The organism is Microcoleus sp. Z1_B2, assembly GCF_036700325.1.
Lineage (GTDB): Bacteria > Cyanobacteriota > Cyanobacteriia > Cyanobacteriales > Microcoleaceae > Microcoleus.
Window position 1 is genome coordinate 21,339 of sequence record NZ_JAUBOQ010000049.1, and the last position, 19,851, is coordinate 41,189.

The following is a 19,851-nucleotide window of genomic DNA, read 5'->3' on the forward strand; positions in this document are numbered from 1 at the left end:
TCAAAGCACAAGTCCTCGCTTCAGAGGACTAATGAAGATTTCCAAAGTTTATGCGATCGCTTCGCTATCGCGAACAATGAAAAATAATTTAGGTCATGAAAAATAATCATCCATCCAAGCTGACACCAATCAATCTCAAAGGCAAAACATTTACTTACTTTGCTATTTTTGGGCTGACGCCTTTAATCCCGATCGTCACAGCGTCAAGAGTTGATCCGATAATTAATGGATTGCATCCTCAAGTTTCAGGTATCGAGCGATCGGAAATGCTAGCGATCGACTGTGAGGATTATACTGCCGATCCTCGCGGGCCTCTTGATGTCTTAATTCCTTATATTATCAGTCCCCGACGCACTTTATTGCTGAACGATCGCCCGAAGTTGCGTTGGAATAAAGTTCCCGGTGTTAATAATTATACTGTGAGTTTAGTGAAGGGCGATCGCACAATTTGGGAAACAAATGTTAATGGAAATGAGGTAGTGTATCCGGGAACACCACAACTGGAACCGGGATTTGTGTATTTACTTGTGGTAAAAGCTGAGAACGGCAGGACATCTGACGAGGAAAAACTGCCCGATCGAAGCTTCCGAATGCTACCAACGACCCAAAAGCAACTGGTGAAAGGGGCGATCGAGCAAATTAACAGTCAAAAAATTGCCGAGAAAACCCAAGCTTTGCAACGTGCTTATTTTTACATCGGTTCGGATTTGAAATCTGAGGCGATCGAGACATTGGAAGCATTGGTAGCAACGGGTTTTCAAGAAGCTATTGCCTATCGCAAGCTAGGTGATTTATTCTGGCAAGAAGGGGTGACATTGCTGGCGGAGAGCAATTATCTAAAAGCACAGGAATTAGCTAGTGCAGCCAAAGACATCGGGGAGCAAGCACAGTTAGAGGAGGCTTTGGGGGAGTTGTACGGGGCGATCGGCGAAAAGCAAGAAGCACTTCGCTGGTTGACGCAAGCACTCAATAGTCACAAAGTTTTAGGAAATACGCAAAGAGTCAAGGAAATTGAAACACAGATTGCCAAACTCAAGGCAAGTTTGGCAAAACCGCAACGCTTTGCCGGAGGATTGGGGAGTTAATTTAGAGAAAATTTTGATTTTTTCCGGAAAAAAGTTTTTGAGAGTGACTATTGAAAATAGTGAAGTGAGAGGCAATAACGAAAATGAGTAATAATGAAAAATCTGCCAGTCAGGTAGCTGAGGAATTAGTTTCTGTAACAAACGGGTTGAGGCTTGGTGCTGGAGAAACTATTTTAAGTGTTCGTGTTTCTGAGCCAGAAAAAAAGGCAGATAGCACTACGAAAAAACCATCGATCACAGAGCCTCCTGCACATAGCACTACGAAGAAAAAACCGCTCAGAGAGGATTCTACAGTTCCTCCTAAAGAAGAAATAAACAAGAAAAAAAAATCCTCCTAAGTAGGTAAGCGGGATTAAACACAGCTATGTAACTGTATGTAAACAGGGCTAACTTAGCCAGGCTTAGGGCATTTGGATACTTTACAGTCGTTTACATAATTGTGTTTTACAGCGCCTACCTACTTAGTGTCAGACCACCCACTCCAGGTAATATAGCCGATCGTACAGGTTAGGAATTTCTTGTTCTTAAGACCAATGGCCTATTGAGGTAAACTTGTTTGGGGTTAGCTAAAAGTGAGGGAATTATCTTTGATATCAACTTTTATTTTTTGCTACCTGCTTTTGCTCGGCTCCCCCCTGTTACAAAAATCGAATGCTTTAGCGCTGGAAGTGCCAGAACAAGCACAAAATGCCCAAAATACTAAAACTGACGCAGATAGACTTTTTCAACAGGGGAACGAGCAATTAAATAGCGGCGAGCTACAAAAAGCACTGGAAACCTACCAACAAGTTTTGGAGATTAGGAGAAAAATCGGCTATCGCCCAGGTGAGGGGGAAGTTCTTCACGAAATAGGCGTTGTTTACGACCGTCTCAGTCAATATCATCAAGCAGTAGAGTTTTACCAAAAAGCATTAGAAGTGCGTCGAAATTTAGGCGATCGTACTGGGGAAGCAGCTACTCTCCACAAGCTTGGAGACGTATATCGATTATTAGGCGAATACCAACCAGCGTTAGAAGTATTGCAGCAAGCTCTCGCTATTCGTCAAGAGTTTAACGATCGAGCAGGAGTTGGTAAAACTCTCACTCATCTTGGTGCTGTTTATCAAGAAATGGGGGATTATTATCGTGCTTTAGAGTTCTATCAAAAAGCTCTTACTATTAGTAGAGAAGAGAGAGATCGAGCTGGTGAAGGACGTGCCTTAGCCAATCTTGGAATAATTTACGGAAATTTGGGAGAGTATGTTCGTGCTCTAGAGTTTTATCAGCAAGCGTTAGTGATATTTGAAATTTTAAATAATCCTACTCATAAAGCTGATATTCTCGATCTAACTGGTTCAACCTATAGCGAACTGGGTCAATACTCGGAAGCACTAAACTTATATCAACAAGCTTTAGCTACTTATCAAGCAACAAATAATAAACGAGGCATGGGAACAACTCTTCATAACATTGGTTTTGTTTATGAGAAAATGGCTCAGTATGCCCAAGCATTAAACTTTTATCAGCAAGCTTTAATTATTAGTAAAGAGATTGACGATATTACAGGAGTTGGAAATACTCTTAACAATTTAGGCGTAGTTTACCAGCAGTTAGGTCAGTATTCTCAAGCCATAGATGTCCTCAAACAAGCATTGTCAATTTTCCAAAATCTTGGCAATCGTAAGGATCTAGGTGATACCCTGGACAGTTTAGGTACAGTTCATCAAAGAATTGGTCAATATTCCCAGGCTTTGCAATTATATCAGGAATCTTTAGCAATCCGTAAAGAAGTAGGCGATCGCCCTGGAGAAAGAATTACTCTCAGTAACATTGCTGACGTAATTTCCAAACAAAATCAACCAGAATTAGCCATAATTTTCTATAAAGAATCTGTCAACGTTACCGAATCAATTCGCAGCCAATTACGCTCCCTACCCGCCGAAAAACAGCGCTCTTATACAACAACTGTCGCCGATACCTACCGCCGCCTCGCCGATCTATTACTGCAACAAGACCGAGTTTTAGAAGCACAACAAGTCCTCGATTTACTCAAAATTCAAGAAATAGAAGATTACCTGCATTCCGTTCGGGGAAACGAACAAACAGCACAAGGTATTCCCTTAACTCCTCAAGAACAGCAAATTCGCAACAGGCACAATGAAATTTTAAATCGAGAGATTCAACTAGGCAGAAAGCTTGCTGAATTAGAAAAAATTCCCGTAGCTAACCGCACGCCCCTGCAGCAACAAGAAATTGCCAATTTCAGGCAAATGCAGCAGGAAATGCGCGGCACATTCAATGAATTTATTAACTCTCCTGAAATTGTTGCTATTGTCCGACAACTCAGCCCTAATGCTAGAGTACAAACTGTGAATCTAGCTCAACTCAATACCATACGGGGAGACCTATTGCAGCGGTTAGAAAAAAAAGCCGTATTGATTCAGCCTTTAATTTTAGAAGACCGTTTAGAATTGGTAATAACAACTGCAGATGCTCCCCCATTCCACCGTACTGTAGCAGTTAAAAAACAAGAACTGAATCAAGCAATTGTGGAATTTCGCAGGGCTTTGGAAGATCCCAACTCCGATGCCACAATCCCAGCCAATAAACTTTATAATTGGTTAATCAAACCCGTCGAACACGATCTGACTGAAGCACAAGCTAAAAGCATTATTTATGCTCCTGATGGACAGTTGCGCTACATTCCTCTAGCAGCTTTATATGATGGTAAACAATGGTTGGGGCAGCGGTTTGCCATTAATAATATTACTGCTACGAGCCTCACAAAATTCAATGGAGAAACGACTTATCAACCTCGCGTTTTGGCGGCTGCTTTTGGTGCGCGTCGTTCTACTTTTGAACGTGGATCTACTCCATTTGCTTTTTCTGGCTTGCAATTTGCGGGGCTGGAAGTGGAAAATTTAGCTGCGATGGTGCCGGGAACTACAAAATTAATAGATCGGGAATTCAATCGTGCCACAATGATTCCGCGTTTGCCAGATTATAACATTATTCATTTGGCAACTCATGCTATGTTTGTTACCGGACAACCAGAAGATTCGTTTATTTTGCTAGGTGATGGGGGTCTAATTACCCTGCCCGATATTCAAACTTTAAACCTACTAAATGTAGACTTGGTAGTATTGAGTGCTTGCGAGACGGGGAAAGGTGGTAAACTCGGTAATGGAGAAGAAATTTTAGGTTTTGGCTACCAGATACAGGAAACAGGAGCAAAAGCTGCGATCGCATCTTTATGGAAAGTAGATGATGGCGGCACTCAAGCGTTGATGACAGCTTTTTATACGGCGTTGCTGTCGGGAAATAAAAAGGCAGAAGCTTTGCAAAAAGCGCAAATTGCCTTAATTACAGGTGATGATTCGGTGTTCGGTCGATCGGCTAATTTATCAATTTTAGCTCAAACTCGCAGCGGTTTGAAACCGTCAGTGGCCAGTCGTTTGCATCATCCATACTACTGGGCACCGTTTATTCTGATTGGTAATGGTCTTTAGATAGTTGACTGTTGACAGTTGACTGTTGACAGGGAGGTTTTTAGATCGAACTGTTAATAAATTCCGGGAATTAGTTTTTTTACTCGCTGGCGGTACTCTGAATAGTCTGGATATTTTTTGGTTAACCAGGTTTCTTCTCGGTTGGCTTTGATCTCGAAAAGTATTATTAATAGTGCGCTGGCTATTAAGTGGGATATGCTCATTTGAAAAAGTGTCCAGCCGAGGGCTGCTAAAATTAAGCCGCTGTATAATGGATGCCGCACTATTCCGTAAATGCCTGTTTGGACTAATTCTCCGTCTTCTCTGGGATATGGTAAAGGTGTGAGGTTTTTTCCTAAGTCTATCAATCCTTTGATGATGAAAATTAATCCGCTTAAGCCTAGAATACTGGCCATAAACCAGATAATATAAAGTAAGTGGGTTGATTGAATTTTTAATCCCGGCGGTTGATAAACTGGCAAGATTGTAAATGCTGTGAGCAATCCTCCTTGAAGCAAAACTAAATATTCGCCGCGGCTGTTATTGCGCCAGCCTTCGCGCGTGAAGCCCCAGTCAGTTAAGATTTTCATAGTAAGACAAAGTTCGGCAACGGATTCTGTAACGGATGTAACGGATGTAACGGATGTCAGGAAGAAGGAAGGAGGGAAGAGGGGAGAGGGAAGAAGGAAGGAGGGAGAAGGAAGAGGGGAGAAGGAAGTGAACTGTAGGTTGGGTAGACAGAAGTAAAAACAACCTACAGTCAACAGTCAACAGTCAACAATTAACAAATTTATTCTCGCCAAGGACGAGTCATTAGTTCTAATTGATTGACTTCATCTTGGCTCAAATTCCAGCCTAAAGCGCCTGCATTTTCTTGGGCTTGTTTGGCGGTTTTGGCGCCGGGAATGGGGATGACTCCGTTTTGGCATATCAACCAGTTTAGGGCAACTTGGGCGGGCGTTCGATCGCGCTTTCGGCCCATTTTCCGCAGGGTAGACATGACTAATTCAATTTTTTCGATGCCGCTTTTGCTGAAGCGGGAGTCCATTTTGCGGGCTCCTGTAGGTGGTTCTTGGGCTGTGTATTTGCCGGTGAGCAATCCTTGGGCTAATGGGCTGTATGCTAAAATTGTAACTCCCAATTCGCGGGCAGCACTCACAATTCCTTGTTTTTCTACTTGCCGCGACAGCAAGGAGTAACGGACTTGATTTGTTGCTAGGGGAACGCCTCTGGCTGCTAGGATTTTATGGGCTTGGCGCATCTGTTCTACTGAATAGTTGCTGACTCCTACTGCTTGAATTCTGCCTTGTTTTACTTCATCAGCTAAGGCGTTCATTAGGGTTTCTTGACTGAGTAAAAAAGTGAATGGCCAGTGCACTTGGTAGAGGGCTATTTGTTCTACTTGCAAGCGTTTTAAGCTGGCACTCAAAGCGTCGGAAACTGATTTTCCTGTAATCCGCCAAGGTACGGGGCCGAATTTGGTGGCTATTTGCACGGGTTGGCTGGTTTTTTTGATAAACTGCCCCAGCAATTCTTCTGACAAGCCGTTACCGTAGACTTCGGCTGTGTCAAAAAAGTTGACTCCGTTGTCAAGGGATGTTTTGAATGCTGCTTCGACTTCGGCGGCGCCGTAGTTGCTGCCGTAGTTCCAAAATAGTTTGTCGCCCCAAGCCCAAGTTCCGACGCACAGGGGAATGACGGCGGGGCCGTTTTGTCCTAGGGTAATGGTTGTCACGGTTGGTAAATCCACAGTTATTGATTCTCTTTATTTTTATATGAATTTATACGAATAATCCCGATCGAGCTTCTAGCCGGGGGAGGAATGGCGGCTGGTGGCGATATCTCAGTTACTATAAGTGCAAATGATGTGTTTATTTGAGTAGTTATGTCGATCGACCGTTTACCAGATTCAAGATTAACAGATTCCGCGACTCCTGCTATCAAGAGAGTTACCCTGCTGACTATGTTCCGGTTGGGTTTGTTTCAGATGGGATTGGGCATGATGTCGATTTTGACCCTGGGGGTACTCAATCGCGTCATGATTAAAGAGTTGGCGATTCCGGCTACTGTGGTGGCTGGTACGCTGGCTATGCACCAGTTTGTCGCCCCGGCTAGGGTGTGGTTCGGGCAAATGTCTGATGCTAGGCCTTTGTTTGGCCATCACCGCACGGGTTATGTGTGGATGGGCGGGGTTTTGTTTGTGATTTCTGCTTTTTTGGCGGTGCAGGTGATGTGGCGCTTGGGCGGCAGTTTGGAGGCTGTGGGGTGGACTACTCCTACTTACGGTTGGGTGGGTTTGTTGGGTTTGATTTTTGCGCTTTATGGTATTGCTATTTGTTCGAGTTCGACTCCTTTTGCTGCTTTGTTGGTGGATGTTTCCGATGAGGAGGATCGATCGAAGTTGATTGGTGTGGTGTGGTCGATGCTGATGGTTGGTATTATTATCGGGGCGATTGTTAGCAGCGGTTTGCTGAAGCAAATTGATGGTGATGTGCCACGGGAAGTGTTGCAGGCTTCGATTAATGGTTTGTTTGTGAAGGTGCCGGCGCTGGTTTTGCTGTTGGTGGGGATTGCCACTTTTGGGGTTGAGAAAAAGTATTCGCGCTACGGGGTGCGATCGTCCGCAGTGAATCGAGAAGATAAAATTACTCTGGGAAGTGCGCTGCGGATTTTGACTGCTAGCCGCCAAACCGGTTTGTTTTTTACTTTCCTGCTGATTATGACAATTTGTTTGTTTATGCAGGATGCGGTTTTGGAACCTTACGGCGGGGAAATTTTTAAGATGTCGATTTCGGAAACTACGCGGTTGAATGCTATTTATGGTACTGGTACTCTGATCGGTTTGAGCGCAACTGGTTTTTTAATTGTGCCGCGCATTGGCAAGCAAAATACGATTAGGTTGGGCTGTTTGTCGGTGGCGGCTTGTTTTGTCTTAATTATTTTATCTGGATTTACTGGGAATCCAATTGTGTTTAAGTCGGCTTTAATGTTTTTTGGTTTTGCTTCGGGTATTACGACGACGGGTGCACTGAGTTTGATGTTGGATTTGACTGCTGCGGAAACTGCGGGGACTTTTATTGGTGCTTGGGGTTTGTCGCAGGCGATGGCGCGTGGTGTGGCGACGGTTAGCGGCGGTGCTATTTTGGATTTGGGCAGAAGTTTGTTTGGGGTGCCGATGTTGGCTTATGGGTTGGTTTTTGCTGTGCCTGCGGTGGGTATGATTCTGGCTGTTTGGCTGTTGGGTAGGGTGGATGTTGGGGAGTTTCAGGATAATGCTAAAAGTGCGATCGCCACTATTCTTGAAAATGAATTAGACTGATGTGTTGTCAGGAAAGCAGGTGTCAGTTGTCAGTTGGGCTGTGGCAGTTGTTAGTTCCAATAATCAATAACCAATAACCAATAACTAATAACTAATGACTAATTTTTGGGATTCTATTTTAAGTTTTGCACGGGTTACTGTCGAGAAAGTCGGACAGCAGTTGTTGCAAGATTTCGGTTCCGCGCAAGCGGATGAGAAGGATGACGGGAGTTTGGTGACGAAATCGGATAATTGGGCTGATGCGGAAATTAGAAGTGCGATCGCATCTACTTTTCCCAGTCACGGAATTTTGAGTGAGGAAGGAGAACACGTTTTCCCAGATAAGGAATGGTGTTGGGTTGTCGATCCTCTGGATGCTACGACTAATTTTGCTCGGGGAATTCCGATTTGGGGGATTTCTTTGGGTTTATTGTATCGGGGAACTCCGGTTTTTGGCTGCGTGCATTTGCCACCGGTGAATCAGTTTTTTCACGGTTTTTATGCAGGGGATTTGGCAGGCGACAATGTATTGACAAATATGCCTCAAGGTGCGTTTTTGAACAATCGGCCGATTTCTCCGAGTGCTGATAAGATGAGCGGGAATCATATTTTTAATTTGTGTTCCCGGAGTGTGGGAATCGGGCCTCATCTTCCGAGTAAAATTCGGATGTTGGGCATGGCTAGTTACAATTTTTTGACTGTGGCTTCGGGTGTGGCTATGGGAGGGGTGGAAGCGACTCCGAAAATTTGGGATATTGCGGGGAGTTGGGTAATTGTGAAGGCGGCGGGTGCGGTTTGGCTACCGCTGGAATCTCAGGCTATTTTTCCGCTGGAAGTGGGGAAGAATTACGGGAGGATTTCTTATCCGACTTTGGTGATGAATCGGCAGGAATTGGTGTCGGTGTTTTTGCCGTTTGTGGAGGCTTGGAAGAAGAAAAAAATGGGGTGATACTATTTGAGATTTTCGATTTTAGATTTTCGATTAAGGAATTACTAATTCCCAAAGGGTTTGAATATAATCTACAGTTTCATTCTTTTTGCGAACTGGTATCATTGGCGATCGCACAAATCACACAATTATCAAATAAAACTGCATGGCAGGCGTAACGGAGGAGTCTCCCACGCCTGCCGTGCTGTTTGGAAGAAATATACCGACCGATGACCGATGGTTCAAGTATGCCTACTCTTGTCTATTTCTGCCAATCTGCGATCGGGTGGTTTTGTTTTACGTCGATCGGGTGATGCGGTTTCGGTACAATTTGTGGTAATGTTTTCACGAGCTATTATCTCTCGGAAATAAAATTATACCCGTTTTCAAGTAGAGGCACAAGGGTAAATAGATTTACTGCGGTGTGGGAAAAAGTAGATGAGTGGTATCTTGGCTATGCCGAAGAGTTAGCCTGTGAGAAGATACAAGAATAAACCTGGGAAGAAACTCGGAAAAGTCTGCGGTTGGCGATCGCACTAATCTCCATAGCACAATTCTCGCATCCGATTTGCTGACAGCGGCAGTCCCAATTCTACCAGCGTTCCCAAATACTCGTCAGGCGTTTTTGGCGGATTTTTGAGCCTGATTCTTTGTTTCTCGGCTGCTTTGCATACACCTTCAAACTTTAAGTTGAGAAAGCGCAGGATAAAGTCATCTGGGTGCAGCGGTTCAATGTTATATTGTTTGAGATTCTCAGTAGGAAAATCCCTGAGATTGAAAGTAACGATAAAATCCGCGCGAGAATGAATTGCTGCTGCTAGAACGTGCCGATCGCCCGGATCTGGAAGTTCCAACTCTGGTATAATTGGCTCGTAGCCAGTCACCACACAATTTTTAATGCTTGCATTCATCAGATTTTTGGTTCTGGCAAGCTGTTCTAATGTGAGATTTGGATTGTTCTGAAGCACGTTTCTCATCCACTCGCCGTGAATCTCTTCTGTCCACCTCGGCTCAAACACATCACCAACTGCTAATTCCATCAAAAAATCGCGGAGTGCGGCTGAATACAAAACATTAGCATCGCAGACAACTTTTACAATTTCCATGAGTTAGTCGTACAAACCGAGTGCTTCTGATTCTGCGACAAGTTCGTCAAGTATTTTACTTCTTTTGTCATAATCCTGCTTTTTATATTTCATTACATCTTCATAACGTATCCGGCGACAGGTACTTACCATTTTGTAAGGAATTTCGCCAGAATCTAGTAACTGCCACACATACTCGCGGGAGACATTGAGTATGGCCTCAACCTGCCAGATATCGAGTTCCTCAGTAATTGGAATCAGCTTGACAGTATTGCCGCTGCTTGTCTGTTGCAAAATCGCTAATAGCAGTGGCAATGCTGCGGCAGGTATGTCAATTGTCTTTCCCTCTTTTTCGTTTAATATCAATTTGAGGGATTCGCCAGACGGATGATTTTGCAAGTGCGATTCTAAAGCGCGGCTGCTGGTTTTGGCAACCGCTGCTTCTGCTGCTGTCGGTAAAGCAGGTGCTGAGTCGGGATCTCCGGTGAATGTCATGTTAATTTGGGGTTGAGTATAACAGGCAATCAATTATAATTGTAGCAATTTGAGAATGCGATCGCCCAAATCGAGCAAGGAGGTTAACCTGTGGCATACAGCGACTTTACAACTTTAGCGAAAGTTAGAGAATCTTTTAATTTAACCGTAGAAGAACCTTTAGATTTGTTTAGTGATATCCCAGAGGTACAGCCAAGTTCCTATTTGCAAACTACTTTAACTGAAAACCTGTCTTTAGCTACTGCAATTAATACAGAAAAGGCTCGCGCTGAATTAATTATTGCTCCAATATTATTGGAAGTCAGGCGGCAATTTAATTTTCAAGTTGGTTTTTTCTCTGGTTCAGAATTCAATGTAGATGTAGAAGCGGGCTTAAACGGGTATTGCGATTATATTCTCACTGCATCGAAGGATTCCTATGAAATTCGCGCCCCCGTAATTACTCTCACAGAGGCTAAGAATGAAAGTATTAAATCCGGTTTAGGCCAGTGTATTGCAGAAATGGTAGCCGCCCAATTATTTAATCAGCGCAGCGGAGAGCAAATTGAAAGCATTTATGGGGCTGTTACTACGGGTACTGATTGGAAGTTTCTTAAATTGAGTAACAGCACAATTTTCATTGACAAGCGAGACTTTTTTGTTAATGAAATTAGTCGGATTTTGGGCATTTTAACAATGCCGTTTCAAGGCTTTTATTCTATGAATCGCACTTGATGCAGCCAGCAAAATAACAGATACTAGGATAGGGACACAACATTGCTGTGTCCCTACTGCAAAATGAATTTATTGCTTCAGGCGATTAATTTCGACAGCACATTAGACAACTTAGCACCTAGATTCTCAACAGCGTCCTGCTGTTTGGGATCTTTCATCGTACCGTCAGCATTAAATGCTTCAAAAGCTTGGGGAACTGCTTTCTGATCCGGGAGTACCAATACGTTAATATTCCCCAGGATCGATCGCAAATGAACCAATCCCCGCAAACCGCCCATTCCGCCTGGAGAAGCACTCATAATTACCGCTACTTTGCCAGTAAATGCCACCAATCCCGGTTCACCCGGTGCTGGGCGCGATACCCAATCGATCGCATTTTTCAACACAGGCGTAATTGAACTGTTATACTCAGGGGAAGCTATCAAAAAGCCGTCATGCGCTACCATTAATTCCTTCAATTTACGGGCATTTTCTGGCATTCCCTCTTTTGCTTCCAAATCTTCGTCAAATAGCGGCAGCGGCAAATCGCGCAAATCTACATAAGTAACTTCTGCACCCGCCGCAGTAGCCCCAGCCGCCGCAACTTTTACCAGCAGTTTGTTATATGATCCTTCGCGGGTACTTCCGGCAAATGCGAGAATTTTTGGTCTGTTTGTCATGGATTTTTTCCTAATTATTGCTTCCGCGTATAATTGTACTATTCCGAGTGATTCCAAACAAAGTCAGCAATGGGTCTATCTGCCGACAAAACAGGATTGTCATTGGAATTGAGTAAAACCGATCGCATTTTTACATTCCCGACACCCAAACGCCTTTCGACGCGACTGGGAATGCCGTAACCGTAAATAATGTGTCCTTTCCCCGCCAACACCACAACTTGATAGTCGGGGTTTGCTTTGACAAATTGGGCTATTTTTTCCGCCATAGTTTCATCCCACAAAACTTGAGCTTGCAAGAATCTTTCAAAAGCCGTACTATTTCCCTGTCCTGCCTTTTGGTGTTGCTGGTAAACTTCTAGCAGCAGTTGCCGATATTCCGCGTTGTCGGTGCGAATTTCCGATATTGGCGGAATGTGCTTTTTTTCCTCCGCTGTGAGGCTTTCTAAACCTTGAGTGGCAACTTTTCTCGTTACTTCGGATGGTGTATTTAAGGCGAGGACAGGTAGTTGATTTTCTTTGGCAAACCGCAAAATGGGGGCGTAAGATTCCCAGGGAAAGCGCCATCTGCGATCGTACTCTGTTTGCTCGACTAATTGCTGTTCAGTCAGTTTACCTGCTAAGTAGTTGTCGATCGCACTTTGAAAGGGACGCTGAAACATTTCCATCGCGATCGCAATTTTCCGATTTTGCCGCTGCATTTCTCGGATAATCTTCAGTTGAGCTTGGTGGTCTTCCGCACTATCGTGGGTTTCTCCCAGATACACGACTTTTGCCTTCACCAACTGTTGCAGAATCTCTTGGTTAGTGTAAGTCTGCCCAGGTTGAGGGTTCGCCGTCGTTTGGGCTGTCACTGCACTGCTGCACAGCAGAAAGATACTCAGCGACAAGGCGCACAGTTTGATGAGTTTGGTTGTTTTCATACAAATATTATGCCGTTTCTCGCAGCCGCAAGCACAGCCGAACTCTACTATTTTACCTGAGCAGCTAGAAAGCTCAATGCTTAATTTAACTTCATCATTTTCCGCCGTTACTTCTAAAAATGTAAAGTTTAGTTGCAGGTACTTGCGCTTCTAGAATAAGGTGCTAAATTAATAATATGAAGCGAACAAAAAGCTTCTCTGACAGATACCACATCTAGATAGCACAGCGAAGTTCACAATAGAATCTAAGGAGTAAAAACGCTGTTTAATCTCACATCTGTCTCATTAAAAACCAATAGCAGCACCCACCAACAAAGCTGATACTTCCTCAACTAATGAGAGGGGAGCAATGCAACTGAATCCGAGGATTATTGCAACTCCACATCGAAGTTGAAAAAAGAGGAAATCACTCGGTACATATGGCTGGGTGCTGTTGTTGTTAAAATAGATTTTTGGTTTGTGATGTTTTTTTCAGTCAAGGCAGAGCCTCTAGATATGCGTTACCGGGCAGAACCTGGTAACGAGCAGACCAGGAGAAAAACTAGAAAATTACTCGAAAATTGTCTCGTCTTCCTTTCGCCACGCGGGATCGACGATACAAATAAATATTAGCGGCTTTGTGCCACAGTTGTAAATAAACTGCTTGGCGTTTGGCGGAATGTAAACTGCATCTCCGGCTTCCACGAATTGATTTTCCTCGTCGATGTGCATTTCTCCAACGCCACTGAGAATGTAGTAAACTTCAGAAGTTGTCAGGGAGTGCAGCGCAGAAGTTTGTCCCGGTGGCAAAGTGGCGTGGGCTAAACTGTAACGCAAATCCACAGCTTGTTTGTCTGGATGCAGCAATTCTCGCAGTTGAGTACCGTCGCCAGCAATAAACTCGTCGCAGGCATTTAGCTTTTGAATTAGCATTCTTTCGACACTCCTGAAAATCTCTTTACCACAACTTAAGTTTAATTGAAAGAGCCAGAGATGTTAAGAAATATGTAAAGTGGCGGCCGGATTTTTCAACCGTAAATTCCCGAATGCCCTCGATAATCAGGACAGTCGATCGCATCTTCAGATAAAGCTATGGTAGGCTGAACGGGACACTTGAGGTGGTAATCGCCGGTGAAAAATACGCAGTTAGCACAAGGGATTTGGTGCATCCGCTGAGCTCGGCGCAGGGAGTCGGCGACAGTACGCCCGATACTCGAAAATATCAAAAAAACTAAACCCCAGGCGGAGACAAAACACAGCGGGACTAAAACAGGCTGTATTGCCTTGAGCAAAAAGTAAAGCATAGCAATCAAATTTAGCGGTATAAGCCACACATACATTACAGTAGTGGAATTGCCGATCGATCGACCAAAAAGTTTAGAATCCTTTACAGCTCGATCGAGAAACCGGGGAATTATGGCATGATAAGGAACAGTCCTTAAATAAAATTAGAGGAAATCAGTTATGACTCTGCGATTAGGCGATACAGTTCCCAACTTTACCCAAGCTTCGTCTGAAGGGGAAATCAACTTCTACGACTGGGCTGGCGATAGCTGGGTGGTGTTGTTTTCTCACCCGAAAGACTATACTCCAGTTTGCACCACAGAACTCGGTGCAGTGGCCCGTCTCAAGTCTGAATTTGAAAAGCGTGGCGTTAAAACCATTGCCCTCAGCGTCGATGATGTGGATTCTCACATGGGCTGGATTAAAGATATTGAGGAAACTCAAAACGTCACCCTCAATTATCCGATTTTAGCAGATGGCGATCGTAAAGTCTCCGACATTTACGACATGATCCATCCCAACTCGCTAAACAACTTAACAATCCGCACAGTTTTTGTTATTGACCCGGAAAAGAAATTGCGTTTGAGCATTACTTATCCCGCGAGCACTGGTCGGAATTTCAATGAAATTTTGCGAGTAATTGATTCCTTGCAACTTACCGACAAATACAGCGTTGCGACTCCGGTTGATTGGAAAGACGGCGACGATTGCGTCATCGTACCTTCGATTACCGACCCGAAAGAGTTGGAAGAGAAATTTCCTAAAGGTTATACGCCGATTAAGCCTTATTTGCGGATGACTCCTCAGCCGAATAAATAGGTTTAACATTCCTGGACGCAGAACCTAATTATGTAAGGTGCCCACGGAGCACCTTACCTCTATAATTCGCACGTAATATCAAATCCGTTGACATCGGAATTATGCATCTCTCTCTTCTCTTTCTCTGTGTTCTCTGTGCCCTCTGTGGTTTAATCATTCCGATACAACCGGAATTGATCCCACACCAGCTTATAGTTAGGAATTGAGTCCTTAATCCTGATTTTCGAGCACTCAAGTGCTAACTACAAACAAAGAAATTGTGCAATCTTGTGTAAACACTTTAGATTGGAGGAAAGGCAAAATGCTGTCATCAACAATTGTGTTGCGAATACCGCCAAAATTGCAAATGACAGAAGACGAGTTTTTCGAGTTCTGTCAAATCAATAGTGAATTACGCATTGAACGCAACAAATCGGGAGAATTGCTAATTATGCCCCCTACTGGTGGAACAACAGGAAATCGCAGCGGTAGCGTCTTTGGAGAGTTGTATATTTGGGCTCGCCAAGATGGAACAGGTATGTGTTTTGACTCCAGTACGGGATTTAAGCTTTCAATGGGTGACAGGTCTCCAGATGCCTCGTGGATTAAACTGGAACGGTGGAATACTTTGTCACCAGAACAGCAAGATAAATTCCCACCTATTTGCCCGGATTTTGTAGTAGAACTGAGGTCGGCTTCTGACAATCTCAAGCCATTGCAAGAAAAAATGCAAGAATATATGAGAGAACCAGGAGTGCAGTTAGGCTGGTTAATTGACCGCAAAAATCGCAGAGTTTATATTTACCGTCCCGGTTTGCCCGAAGAATGTTTGGAGAATCCGGCTACAGTTAGCGGCGACCCCGTTTTGCCGGGATTCGTACTTAATATGAGCAAGATTTGGTAGAACTGGTAGCAATAAATATCAACTTCTTGTAAAAATTAATAATAGGATGCAAAAATCAAAAAAATATGGATATTAAAAACGGCTTTGTAGGCACAATAGGCAACACACCACTAATTCGCTTAAACAGCTTCAGCGATGAAACTGGCTGCGAAATTCTCGGCAAAGCAGAGTTTCTCAATCCCGGCGGTTCCGTTAAAGATAGGGCTGCTTTATACATCATCAAAGATGCAGAAGAAAAAGGCTTGCTGAAACCGGGCGGCACCGTTGTTGAAGGCACTGCGGGCAATACTGGCATCGGTTTGGCCCACATTTGCAACGCTAAAGGTTACAAATGTTTGATTGTGATTCCCGATAACCAATCTCAAGAAAAAATCGATGCTTTAAGAACCTTGGGCGCGGAAGTTCGGACTGTTCCCGCTGTTCCTTACAAAGACCCGAACAATTATGTCAAATTGTCGGGAAGATTGGCGGCAGAAATGGAGAATGCTGTCTGGGCAAATCAGTTTGACAATTTAGCCAATCGCCGAGCTCATTACGAGACAACTGGCCCGGAAATTTGGGAACAAACTGATGGGAAAATTGATGCTTGGGTAGCCGCAACGGGTACAGGCGGCACTTTTGCTGGGGTAGGAATGTTTTTGAAAGAAAAAAATCCTGCTGTGAGAATTGTCTTGGCAGACCCGATGGGCAGCGGGCTTTACAGTTATTTCAAAACTGGGGAAATTAAGACTGAAGGTAGTTCGATTACTGAGGGAATTGGCACCAGTCGCGTCACTGGAAATATGGAGAATGCCCCGGTAGACGACGCCATCCAAATTCACGATACTGAAGCTGTCCGGGTGATTTACCAACTGCTGAGGAAAGAAGGGCTGTTTATGGGCGGTTCTGTGGGGATTAATGTGGGGGCGGCGGTGGCTTTGGCGAAGCAAATGGGGCCTGGACATACGATTGTGACGGTACTCTGTGATGGCGGGGCTCGGTATCAGTCGCGTTTGTTCGATCGACAATGGTTGGCTTCCAAAGGTTTGTCACCAGATTAATTATAGGGTGCGTTGAAGTCTTAAGCTGTCCCGCATCTAAATTGTATTTTTCGGGCGGGCGGGACGCTAGGGCCCCTACTCCCCACGATAATTTGAGGAATTCAAAGCGATTGAATGCAATTCAAGTTTAATGAGTTGTGGGATGGGCTTCTAGCCCGTCCAAAGTTTTTAACGACTTTCCTACAATTTGGGCATATATGGCCACACATATTCCCATGATAAAAAAATAGCATATATTGAGCAGATTGTCAAGTGAAAAAACATGAAAATTATCCAATCTTCTAGGCAAGTTCTCGTTTGCCAAAACCGCACTTGTCGCAAGCAAAATTCAGCAAAGGTACTGGCAGCTTTTCAGAAATTGTCGCCCTCAGAAGTTGAAGTTGTTGCTAGCGGTTGTTTGGGACAGTGTGGCAACGGGCCGATGGTGTTGGTACTACCAGAAGAGGTTTGGTACAATGGGGTTTGCCCTGAAGAAGTTGCGGCAATAACTGAGCAACATTTGCGGGGAGGAAAGCCGGTAGAGAGGATGCTTTATCGCAAGTTTCACCGACTTTCACATTAGTCGATCGCCCGCCTTTAAAATTCTTCCGCAAACAATCGGCGGAGAATTTCCGTGACTTCGGCGCAAAATCTGGCGTCGAGTTCGATGGCTAGGCGATCGACACTGGAACCGCCTACAGGTTTTTCAGCCCGCAAAGTCATGGCTAAAGTTCTGAGTTTTGCGGGATTTCCCGCCGCCTTCGGTCGCTCGTCAACAAACCGCACTAAAGCCACATAAACTGTTTCTAGGGTTCCCCGGATCGAGCTGAGTCCGTAACCCAATTTTGAGATAATTACTGGAGAAGTAATAAGGGTATCCATCCCCAAAGTTTTAATTGCTACGTCCACATATCGAGCGCTATCATGTCCCATTGCTCTGACAATGCTTTCTAAACTGTTCCACTGAGATCCTTTCATGCGCGATCGCTGTTCGATGTGGAAGTGCCATCCTAACATGGAAATTAGCCTGGTCAAATCATAAGCAGATACGGTATTACTTTGTTTGGTACTGTTTAATGCCGCACTTAGCAGCACTTGTTTTTTGGTGAGATCGAAGATTTTGGGGTTGTTGTGATAAGGATTTTCGCCGTAATCGCCGCGAAAAATTAGGTCATTATTGCCAGTAGCGCTCTTGAGCCATTGCTCTAATCCTATGCGAGTATCGAAGCGTTTGAACATCGCAGCTAAGGAGTTTGAACTTGCTATATTTGAGGCATAGCTAATCATATCTTTTGCTAAATCGTAAAAGTAAAAATCGTGTCTTAGCCCGTTGCCATCTCTAACAACGCAGTTGTCAATGTCGCAGTCTGGATATTTGGTATTTACTTGACTAACGATATTAAGGAGTGCGATAATTTTAGTAGCACTCCACTGTTCAGCTTTGGTAAGTGCGTTTTTTCCCAGCCACTGCGCCTGAATTTTGCCATCTACAAAAGTACCAATGCAAACGCAGGCTTCTTTGATGTCTGCGTGGAGGAAACTTAAAGCTTGAGAGTTAATTTGAGGTAGTTCTCCCAGGCTGGGAAACGGAGTAGGTTTGAGGGGATTATTGGGGCCTGGAATAGAGCTAATTACTTTTAAGCCGTCGGGTTTCTGTTTGAGATAATCGGGATAGTTTTTAATGTGTTGTTGGTAAGGGGATTTTTCAACGCCCCTGTCTAAAAAAGCTAGTTTGTTGATGTTAGCTTGGGCATCTATTTCCATTTGGAGGTAGTTTTTGTAGATGCGCGCTCGGTCTTTTGCGAGTTCGAGGGAGGTGAGGTTCATGATAATTGTTGGCAGCTTGTTACGAATAAGTAAATAACTATACTAGGATTTAGGCAAACAAACCGGGTTGCTATATAAAATTTTGGGTTAGGAAACGAAAATTAATGAAGAAACCGGGCATCAGACAGTAACTGCGTCCAGGAGTATATACCTAATTTCTGGCCCTGCAATCAAGCTTTTTTGCCGCGTACTTGAATGCGTTTGTCGGTTTTTTGTTTCTTAATCCAAGAGACAAATTTCTGGAGTTCAGGGTCATTTTTGAGCTTTTCCAGGGTGTTGAGCTCTTGGGCGAGGTGTTTGTTGTCAAATAGAGAGTGAATCTGGCGGTGACAGGCTGAGCAAATGTCGATTGTCGGGCTGGGATCTTCGTTTTTCCGCTTGGTGTTTTGTTTGGGGATGAGGTGATGGGCGGTTAATGCTTCCATTTGTCGATCGCACAATTCGCACTGCATAATTTTCTCAATGCTGCTGGATAGGAGAATTGCTACTTTTAGTTTAGCGCGATCGGCTTTGAGGAGGTGAATGATATCATGTGCGATCGATTAACCATAATATCCCGGTCGGGGCGGGTTTTTGAGATTGTCAATTATTGGCAGGTATTGTTGGCGAACCCGCCCCTACGAAAATCGCGGTCGCTCGACCGGACTTGATATGAAAGGCGATCGCACTCTCCAAACAATAAAAAACCCCCAATTGGGGGTCATACAAATCTCTTGTGGCAGAGGCCCAAAAGCCTCTGGGCTCACAAAATATACAGCAGCAAAAACAAAACAATCCAAATCACATCGACAAAGTGCCAGTAAATTTCAGTCGCTTCGATGCCGAAGTGGTGCTCGCTAGAATAGTGACCTTGGGTGCGCGATCGCCAAACTACCCCCGCCATCAGCAGCACTCCAAACGTAACGTGCAAGCCGTGAAAAGCAGTCAAAACGTAAAAGCAACTGGCATACAAATTAGTCGTCAAGCCAAACTCTAAATGAGTGTATTCGTAAACCTGACCTGCCAAGAAAACTGCGCCCATAGCAATAGTTACGAGCAACCAATTCCGCATTCCAGTGGCATCATTCTTTTTAATTGCAGTATCAGCATTGTGAATCACAAAACTGCTAGCAATCAAAATCACCGTATTAATTCCCGGCAGCAATAACTCTCGTCCAGGCGTACCTTCAGGAGGCCACACGGGAGCCATCGCCCGATAAATCAAATACGCGGCAAACATACCGAAAAATATCATGCCTTCAGCGCACAGGAACACAATTACGCCTAACATTCTGTGGTCGGGATGCTCGACGCCGTGTGCTTCTACTTCGCCCTCGTGGTGGTAATTTAGGGCTGTTTTTGTCGGATCGATCGCTGGAATTTGCATAAGAAATTGGTAATGAAGAAGTC

The 19,851-nt window shown here is 44.2% G+C and carries 22 protein-coding genes; 11 read left to right on the forward strand and 11 right to left on the reverse strand.

The features are described from left to right. The first annotated feature begins 95 nt into the window (after nucleotides 1-95). The 3 genes from QT984_RS24055 to QT984_RS24065 all read left to right on the forward strand — a co-directional run bounded on the left by QT984_RS24055 (nucleotide 96) and on the right by QT984_RS24065 (nucleotide 4,573). Nucleotides 96-1,085, forward strand: a complete 990-nt coding sequence (locus QT984_RS24055; protein WP_333375128.1) for a tetratricopeptide repeat protein — start codon at nucleotides 96-98, stop codon at nucleotides 1,083-1,085. Between the two features lie 83 nt (nucleotides 1,086-1,168). Further along, nucleotides 1,169-1,423: a hypothetical protein gene (locus tag QT984_RS24060; RefSeq protein ID WP_333375130.1), complete on the forward strand. Its 255-nt coding sequence runs from the start codon at nucleotides 1,169-1,171 to the stop codon at nucleotides 1,421-1,423. A 249-nt stretch (nucleotides 1,424-1,672) separates the two neighbouring features. Beyond that, the gene (locus QT984_RS24065) at nucleotides 1,673-4,573 is read left to right on the forward strand and encodes a tetratricopeptide repeat protein (protein ID WP_333375132.1); all 2,901 of its coding nucleotides are present in this window, start codon (nucleotides 1,673-1,675) and stop codon (nucleotides 4,571-4,573) included. A gap of 53 nt (nucleotides 4,574-4,626) precedes the next feature. Here the strand turns inward: QT984_RS24065 and QT984_RS24070 are convergent, their stop codons facing one another. Together QT984_RS24070 and QT984_RS24075 are read right to left on the reverse strand one after the other, a co-directional pair. Next, nucleotides 4,627-5,142 carry an isoprenylcysteine carboxylmethyltransferase family protein gene (locus QT984_RS24070; protein WP_333055512.1) on the reverse strand — a complete coding sequence of 172 codons (516 nt, stop codon included), beginning with the start codon at nucleotides 5,140-5,142 and terminating at the stop codon, nucleotides 4,627-4,629. Between the two features lie 200 nt (nucleotides 5,143-5,342). Continuing rightward, nucleotides 5,343-6,287: an aldo/keto reductase gene (locus QT984_RS24075; protein ID WP_333055588.1), complete on the reverse strand. Its 945-nt coding sequence runs from the start codon at nucleotides 6,285-6,287 to the stop codon at nucleotides 5,343-5,345. 150 nt (nucleotides 6,288-6,437) lie between these two features. Between QT984_RS24075 and QT984_RS24080 the strand changes: the two genes are divergently transcribed. From QT984_RS24080 to QT984_RS24090, 3 genes are all read left to right on the forward strand, one after another. Then, nucleotides 6,438-7,871 carry a BCD family MFS transporter gene (locus QT984_RS24080; RefSeq protein WP_333375134.1) on the forward strand — a complete coding sequence of 478 codons (1,434 nt, stop codon included), beginning with the start codon at nucleotides 6,438-6,440 and terminating at the stop codon, nucleotides 7,869-7,871. Nucleotides 7,872-7,965: 94 nt separating this feature from the next. Beyond that, nucleotides 7,966-8,799 (forward strand): inositol monophosphatase family protein, encoded by an 834-nt coding sequence (locus tag QT984_RS24085; protein ID WP_333312702.1) that lies wholly within the window; start codon nucleotides 7,966-7,968, stop codon nucleotides 8,797-8,799. 145 nt (nucleotides 8,800-8,944) lie between these two features. Then, on the forward strand, nucleotides 8,945-9,118 hold the full coding sequence (locus QT984_RS24090) for a hypothetical protein (protein WP_333055515.1): 174 nt from the start codon (nucleotides 8,945-8,947) through the stop codon (nucleotides 9,116-9,118). Between the two features lie 196 nt (nucleotides 9,119-9,314). Here the strand turns inward: QT984_RS24090 and QT984_RS24095 are convergent, their stop codons facing one another. Continuing rightward, complete coding sequence (locus QT984_RS24095; RefSeq protein ID WP_333055516.1) at nucleotides 9,315-9,884, reverse strand: PIN domain-containing protein; 570 nt, start codon at nucleotides 9,882-9,884, stop codon at nucleotides 9,315-9,317. 3 nt (nucleotides 9,885-9,887) lie between these two features. Next, a complete protein-coding gene (locus QT984_RS24100) occupies nucleotides 9,888-10,358 on the reverse strand; it encodes an excisionase family DNA-binding protein (protein WP_333055517.1) in 471 nt (156 codons plus the stop codon). Nucleotides 10,359-10,448: 90 nt separating this feature from the next. On the opposite strand from QT984_RS24100, the gene QT984_RS24105 reads away from it, so the two are divergent. Continuing rightward, a complete protein-coding gene (locus tag QT984_RS24105; RefSeq protein WP_333312704.1) occupies nucleotides 10,449-11,072 on the forward strand; it encodes a hypothetical protein in 624 nt (207 codons plus the stop codon). Between the two features lie 77 nt (nucleotides 11,073-11,149). Here QT984_RS24105 and QT984_RS24110 read toward each other — a convergent pair whose 3' ends face one another. From QT984_RS24110 to QT984_RS24125, 4 genes are all read right to left on the reverse strand, one after another. After that, complete coding sequence (locus QT984_RS24110) at nucleotides 11,150-11,731, reverse strand: NAD(P)H-dependent oxidoreductase (protein WP_333055519.1); 582 nt, start codon at nucleotides 11,729-11,731, stop codon at nucleotides 11,150-11,152. A gap of 38 nt (nucleotides 11,732-11,769) precedes the next feature. Next, nucleotides 11,770-12,651, reverse strand: a complete 882-nt coding sequence (locus QT984_RS24115; protein ID WP_333055520.1) for a ChaN family lipoprotein — start codon at nucleotides 12,649-12,651, stop codon at nucleotides 11,770-11,772. A 549-nt stretch (nucleotides 12,652-13,200) separates the two neighbouring features. Further along, nucleotides 13,201-13,563, reverse strand: coding sequence for a cupin domain-containing protein (locus QT984_RS24120; RefSeq protein ID WP_333055521.1), 363 nt, complete (start codon nucleotides 13,561-13,563; stop codon nucleotides 13,201-13,203). Between the two features lie 95 nt (nucleotides 13,564-13,658). Next, a complete protein-coding gene (locus QT984_RS24125; RefSeq protein ID WP_333055589.1) occupies nucleotides 13,659-13,934 on the reverse strand; it encodes a hypothetical protein in 276 nt (91 codons plus the stop codon). A gap of 160 nt (nucleotides 13,935-14,094) precedes the next feature. On the opposite strand from QT984_RS24125, the gene QT984_RS24130 reads away from it, so the two are divergent. The 4 genes from QT984_RS24130 (at nucleotide 14,095) to QT984_RS24145 (ending at nucleotide 17,218) form a co-directional block, all read left to right on the forward strand. After that, on the forward strand, nucleotides 14,095-14,733 hold the full coding sequence (locus QT984_RS24130) for a peroxiredoxin (RefSeq protein WP_006632618.1): 639 nt from the start codon (nucleotides 14,095-14,097) through the stop codon (nucleotides 14,731-14,733). A 301-nt stretch (nucleotides 14,734-15,034) separates the two neighbouring features. Further along, nucleotides 15,035-15,616 carry a Uma2 family endonuclease gene (locus QT984_RS24135; protein ID WP_333206102.1) on the forward strand — a complete coding sequence of 194 codons (582 nt, stop codon included), beginning with the start codon at nucleotides 15,035-15,037 and terminating at the stop codon, nucleotides 15,614-15,616. A 65-nt stretch (nucleotides 15,617-15,681) separates the two neighbouring features. Further along, nucleotides 15,682-16,656 (forward strand): cysteine synthase A, encoded by a 975-nt coding sequence (locus QT984_RS24140; RefSeq protein WP_333055524.1) that lies wholly within the window; start codon nucleotides 15,682-15,684, stop codon nucleotides 16,654-16,656. Between the two features lie 262 nt (nucleotides 16,657-16,918). Next, on the forward strand, nucleotides 16,919-17,218 hold the full coding sequence (locus QT984_RS24145; RefSeq protein ID WP_333208076.1) for a (2Fe-2S) ferredoxin domain-containing protein: 300 nt from the start codon (nucleotides 16,919-16,921) through the stop codon (nucleotides 17,216-17,218). Nucleotides 17,219-17,232: 14 nt separating this feature from the next. On the opposite strand, the gene QT984_RS24150 is transcribed toward QT984_RS24145, so the two are convergent. The 3 genes from QT984_RS24150 to QT984_RS24160 all read right to left on the reverse strand — a co-directional run bounded on the left by QT984_RS24150 (nucleotide 17,233) and on the right by QT984_RS24160 (nucleotide 19,828). Continuing rightward, nucleotides 17,233-18,462: a hypothetical protein gene (locus QT984_RS24150; protein WP_333208074.1), complete on the reverse strand. Its 1,230-nt coding sequence runs from the start codon at nucleotides 18,460-18,462 to the stop codon at nucleotides 17,233-17,235. 170 nt (nucleotides 18,463-18,632) lie between these two features. Then, nucleotides 18,633-18,914 (reverse strand): HNH endonuclease, encoded by a 282-nt coding sequence (locus tag QT984_RS24155; protein ID WP_333175565.1) that lies wholly within the window; start codon nucleotides 18,912-18,914, stop codon nucleotides 18,633-18,635. A gap of 290 nt (nucleotides 18,915-19,204) precedes the next feature. Beyond that, the gene (locus tag QT984_RS24160; RefSeq protein ID WP_333151381.1) at nucleotides 19,205-19,828 is read right to left on the reverse strand and encodes a heme-copper oxidase subunit III; all 624 of its coding nucleotides are present in this window, start codon (nucleotides 19,826-19,828) and stop codon (nucleotides 19,205-19,207) included. Between the last annotated feature and the right edge of the window lie 23 nt (nucleotides 19,829-19,851).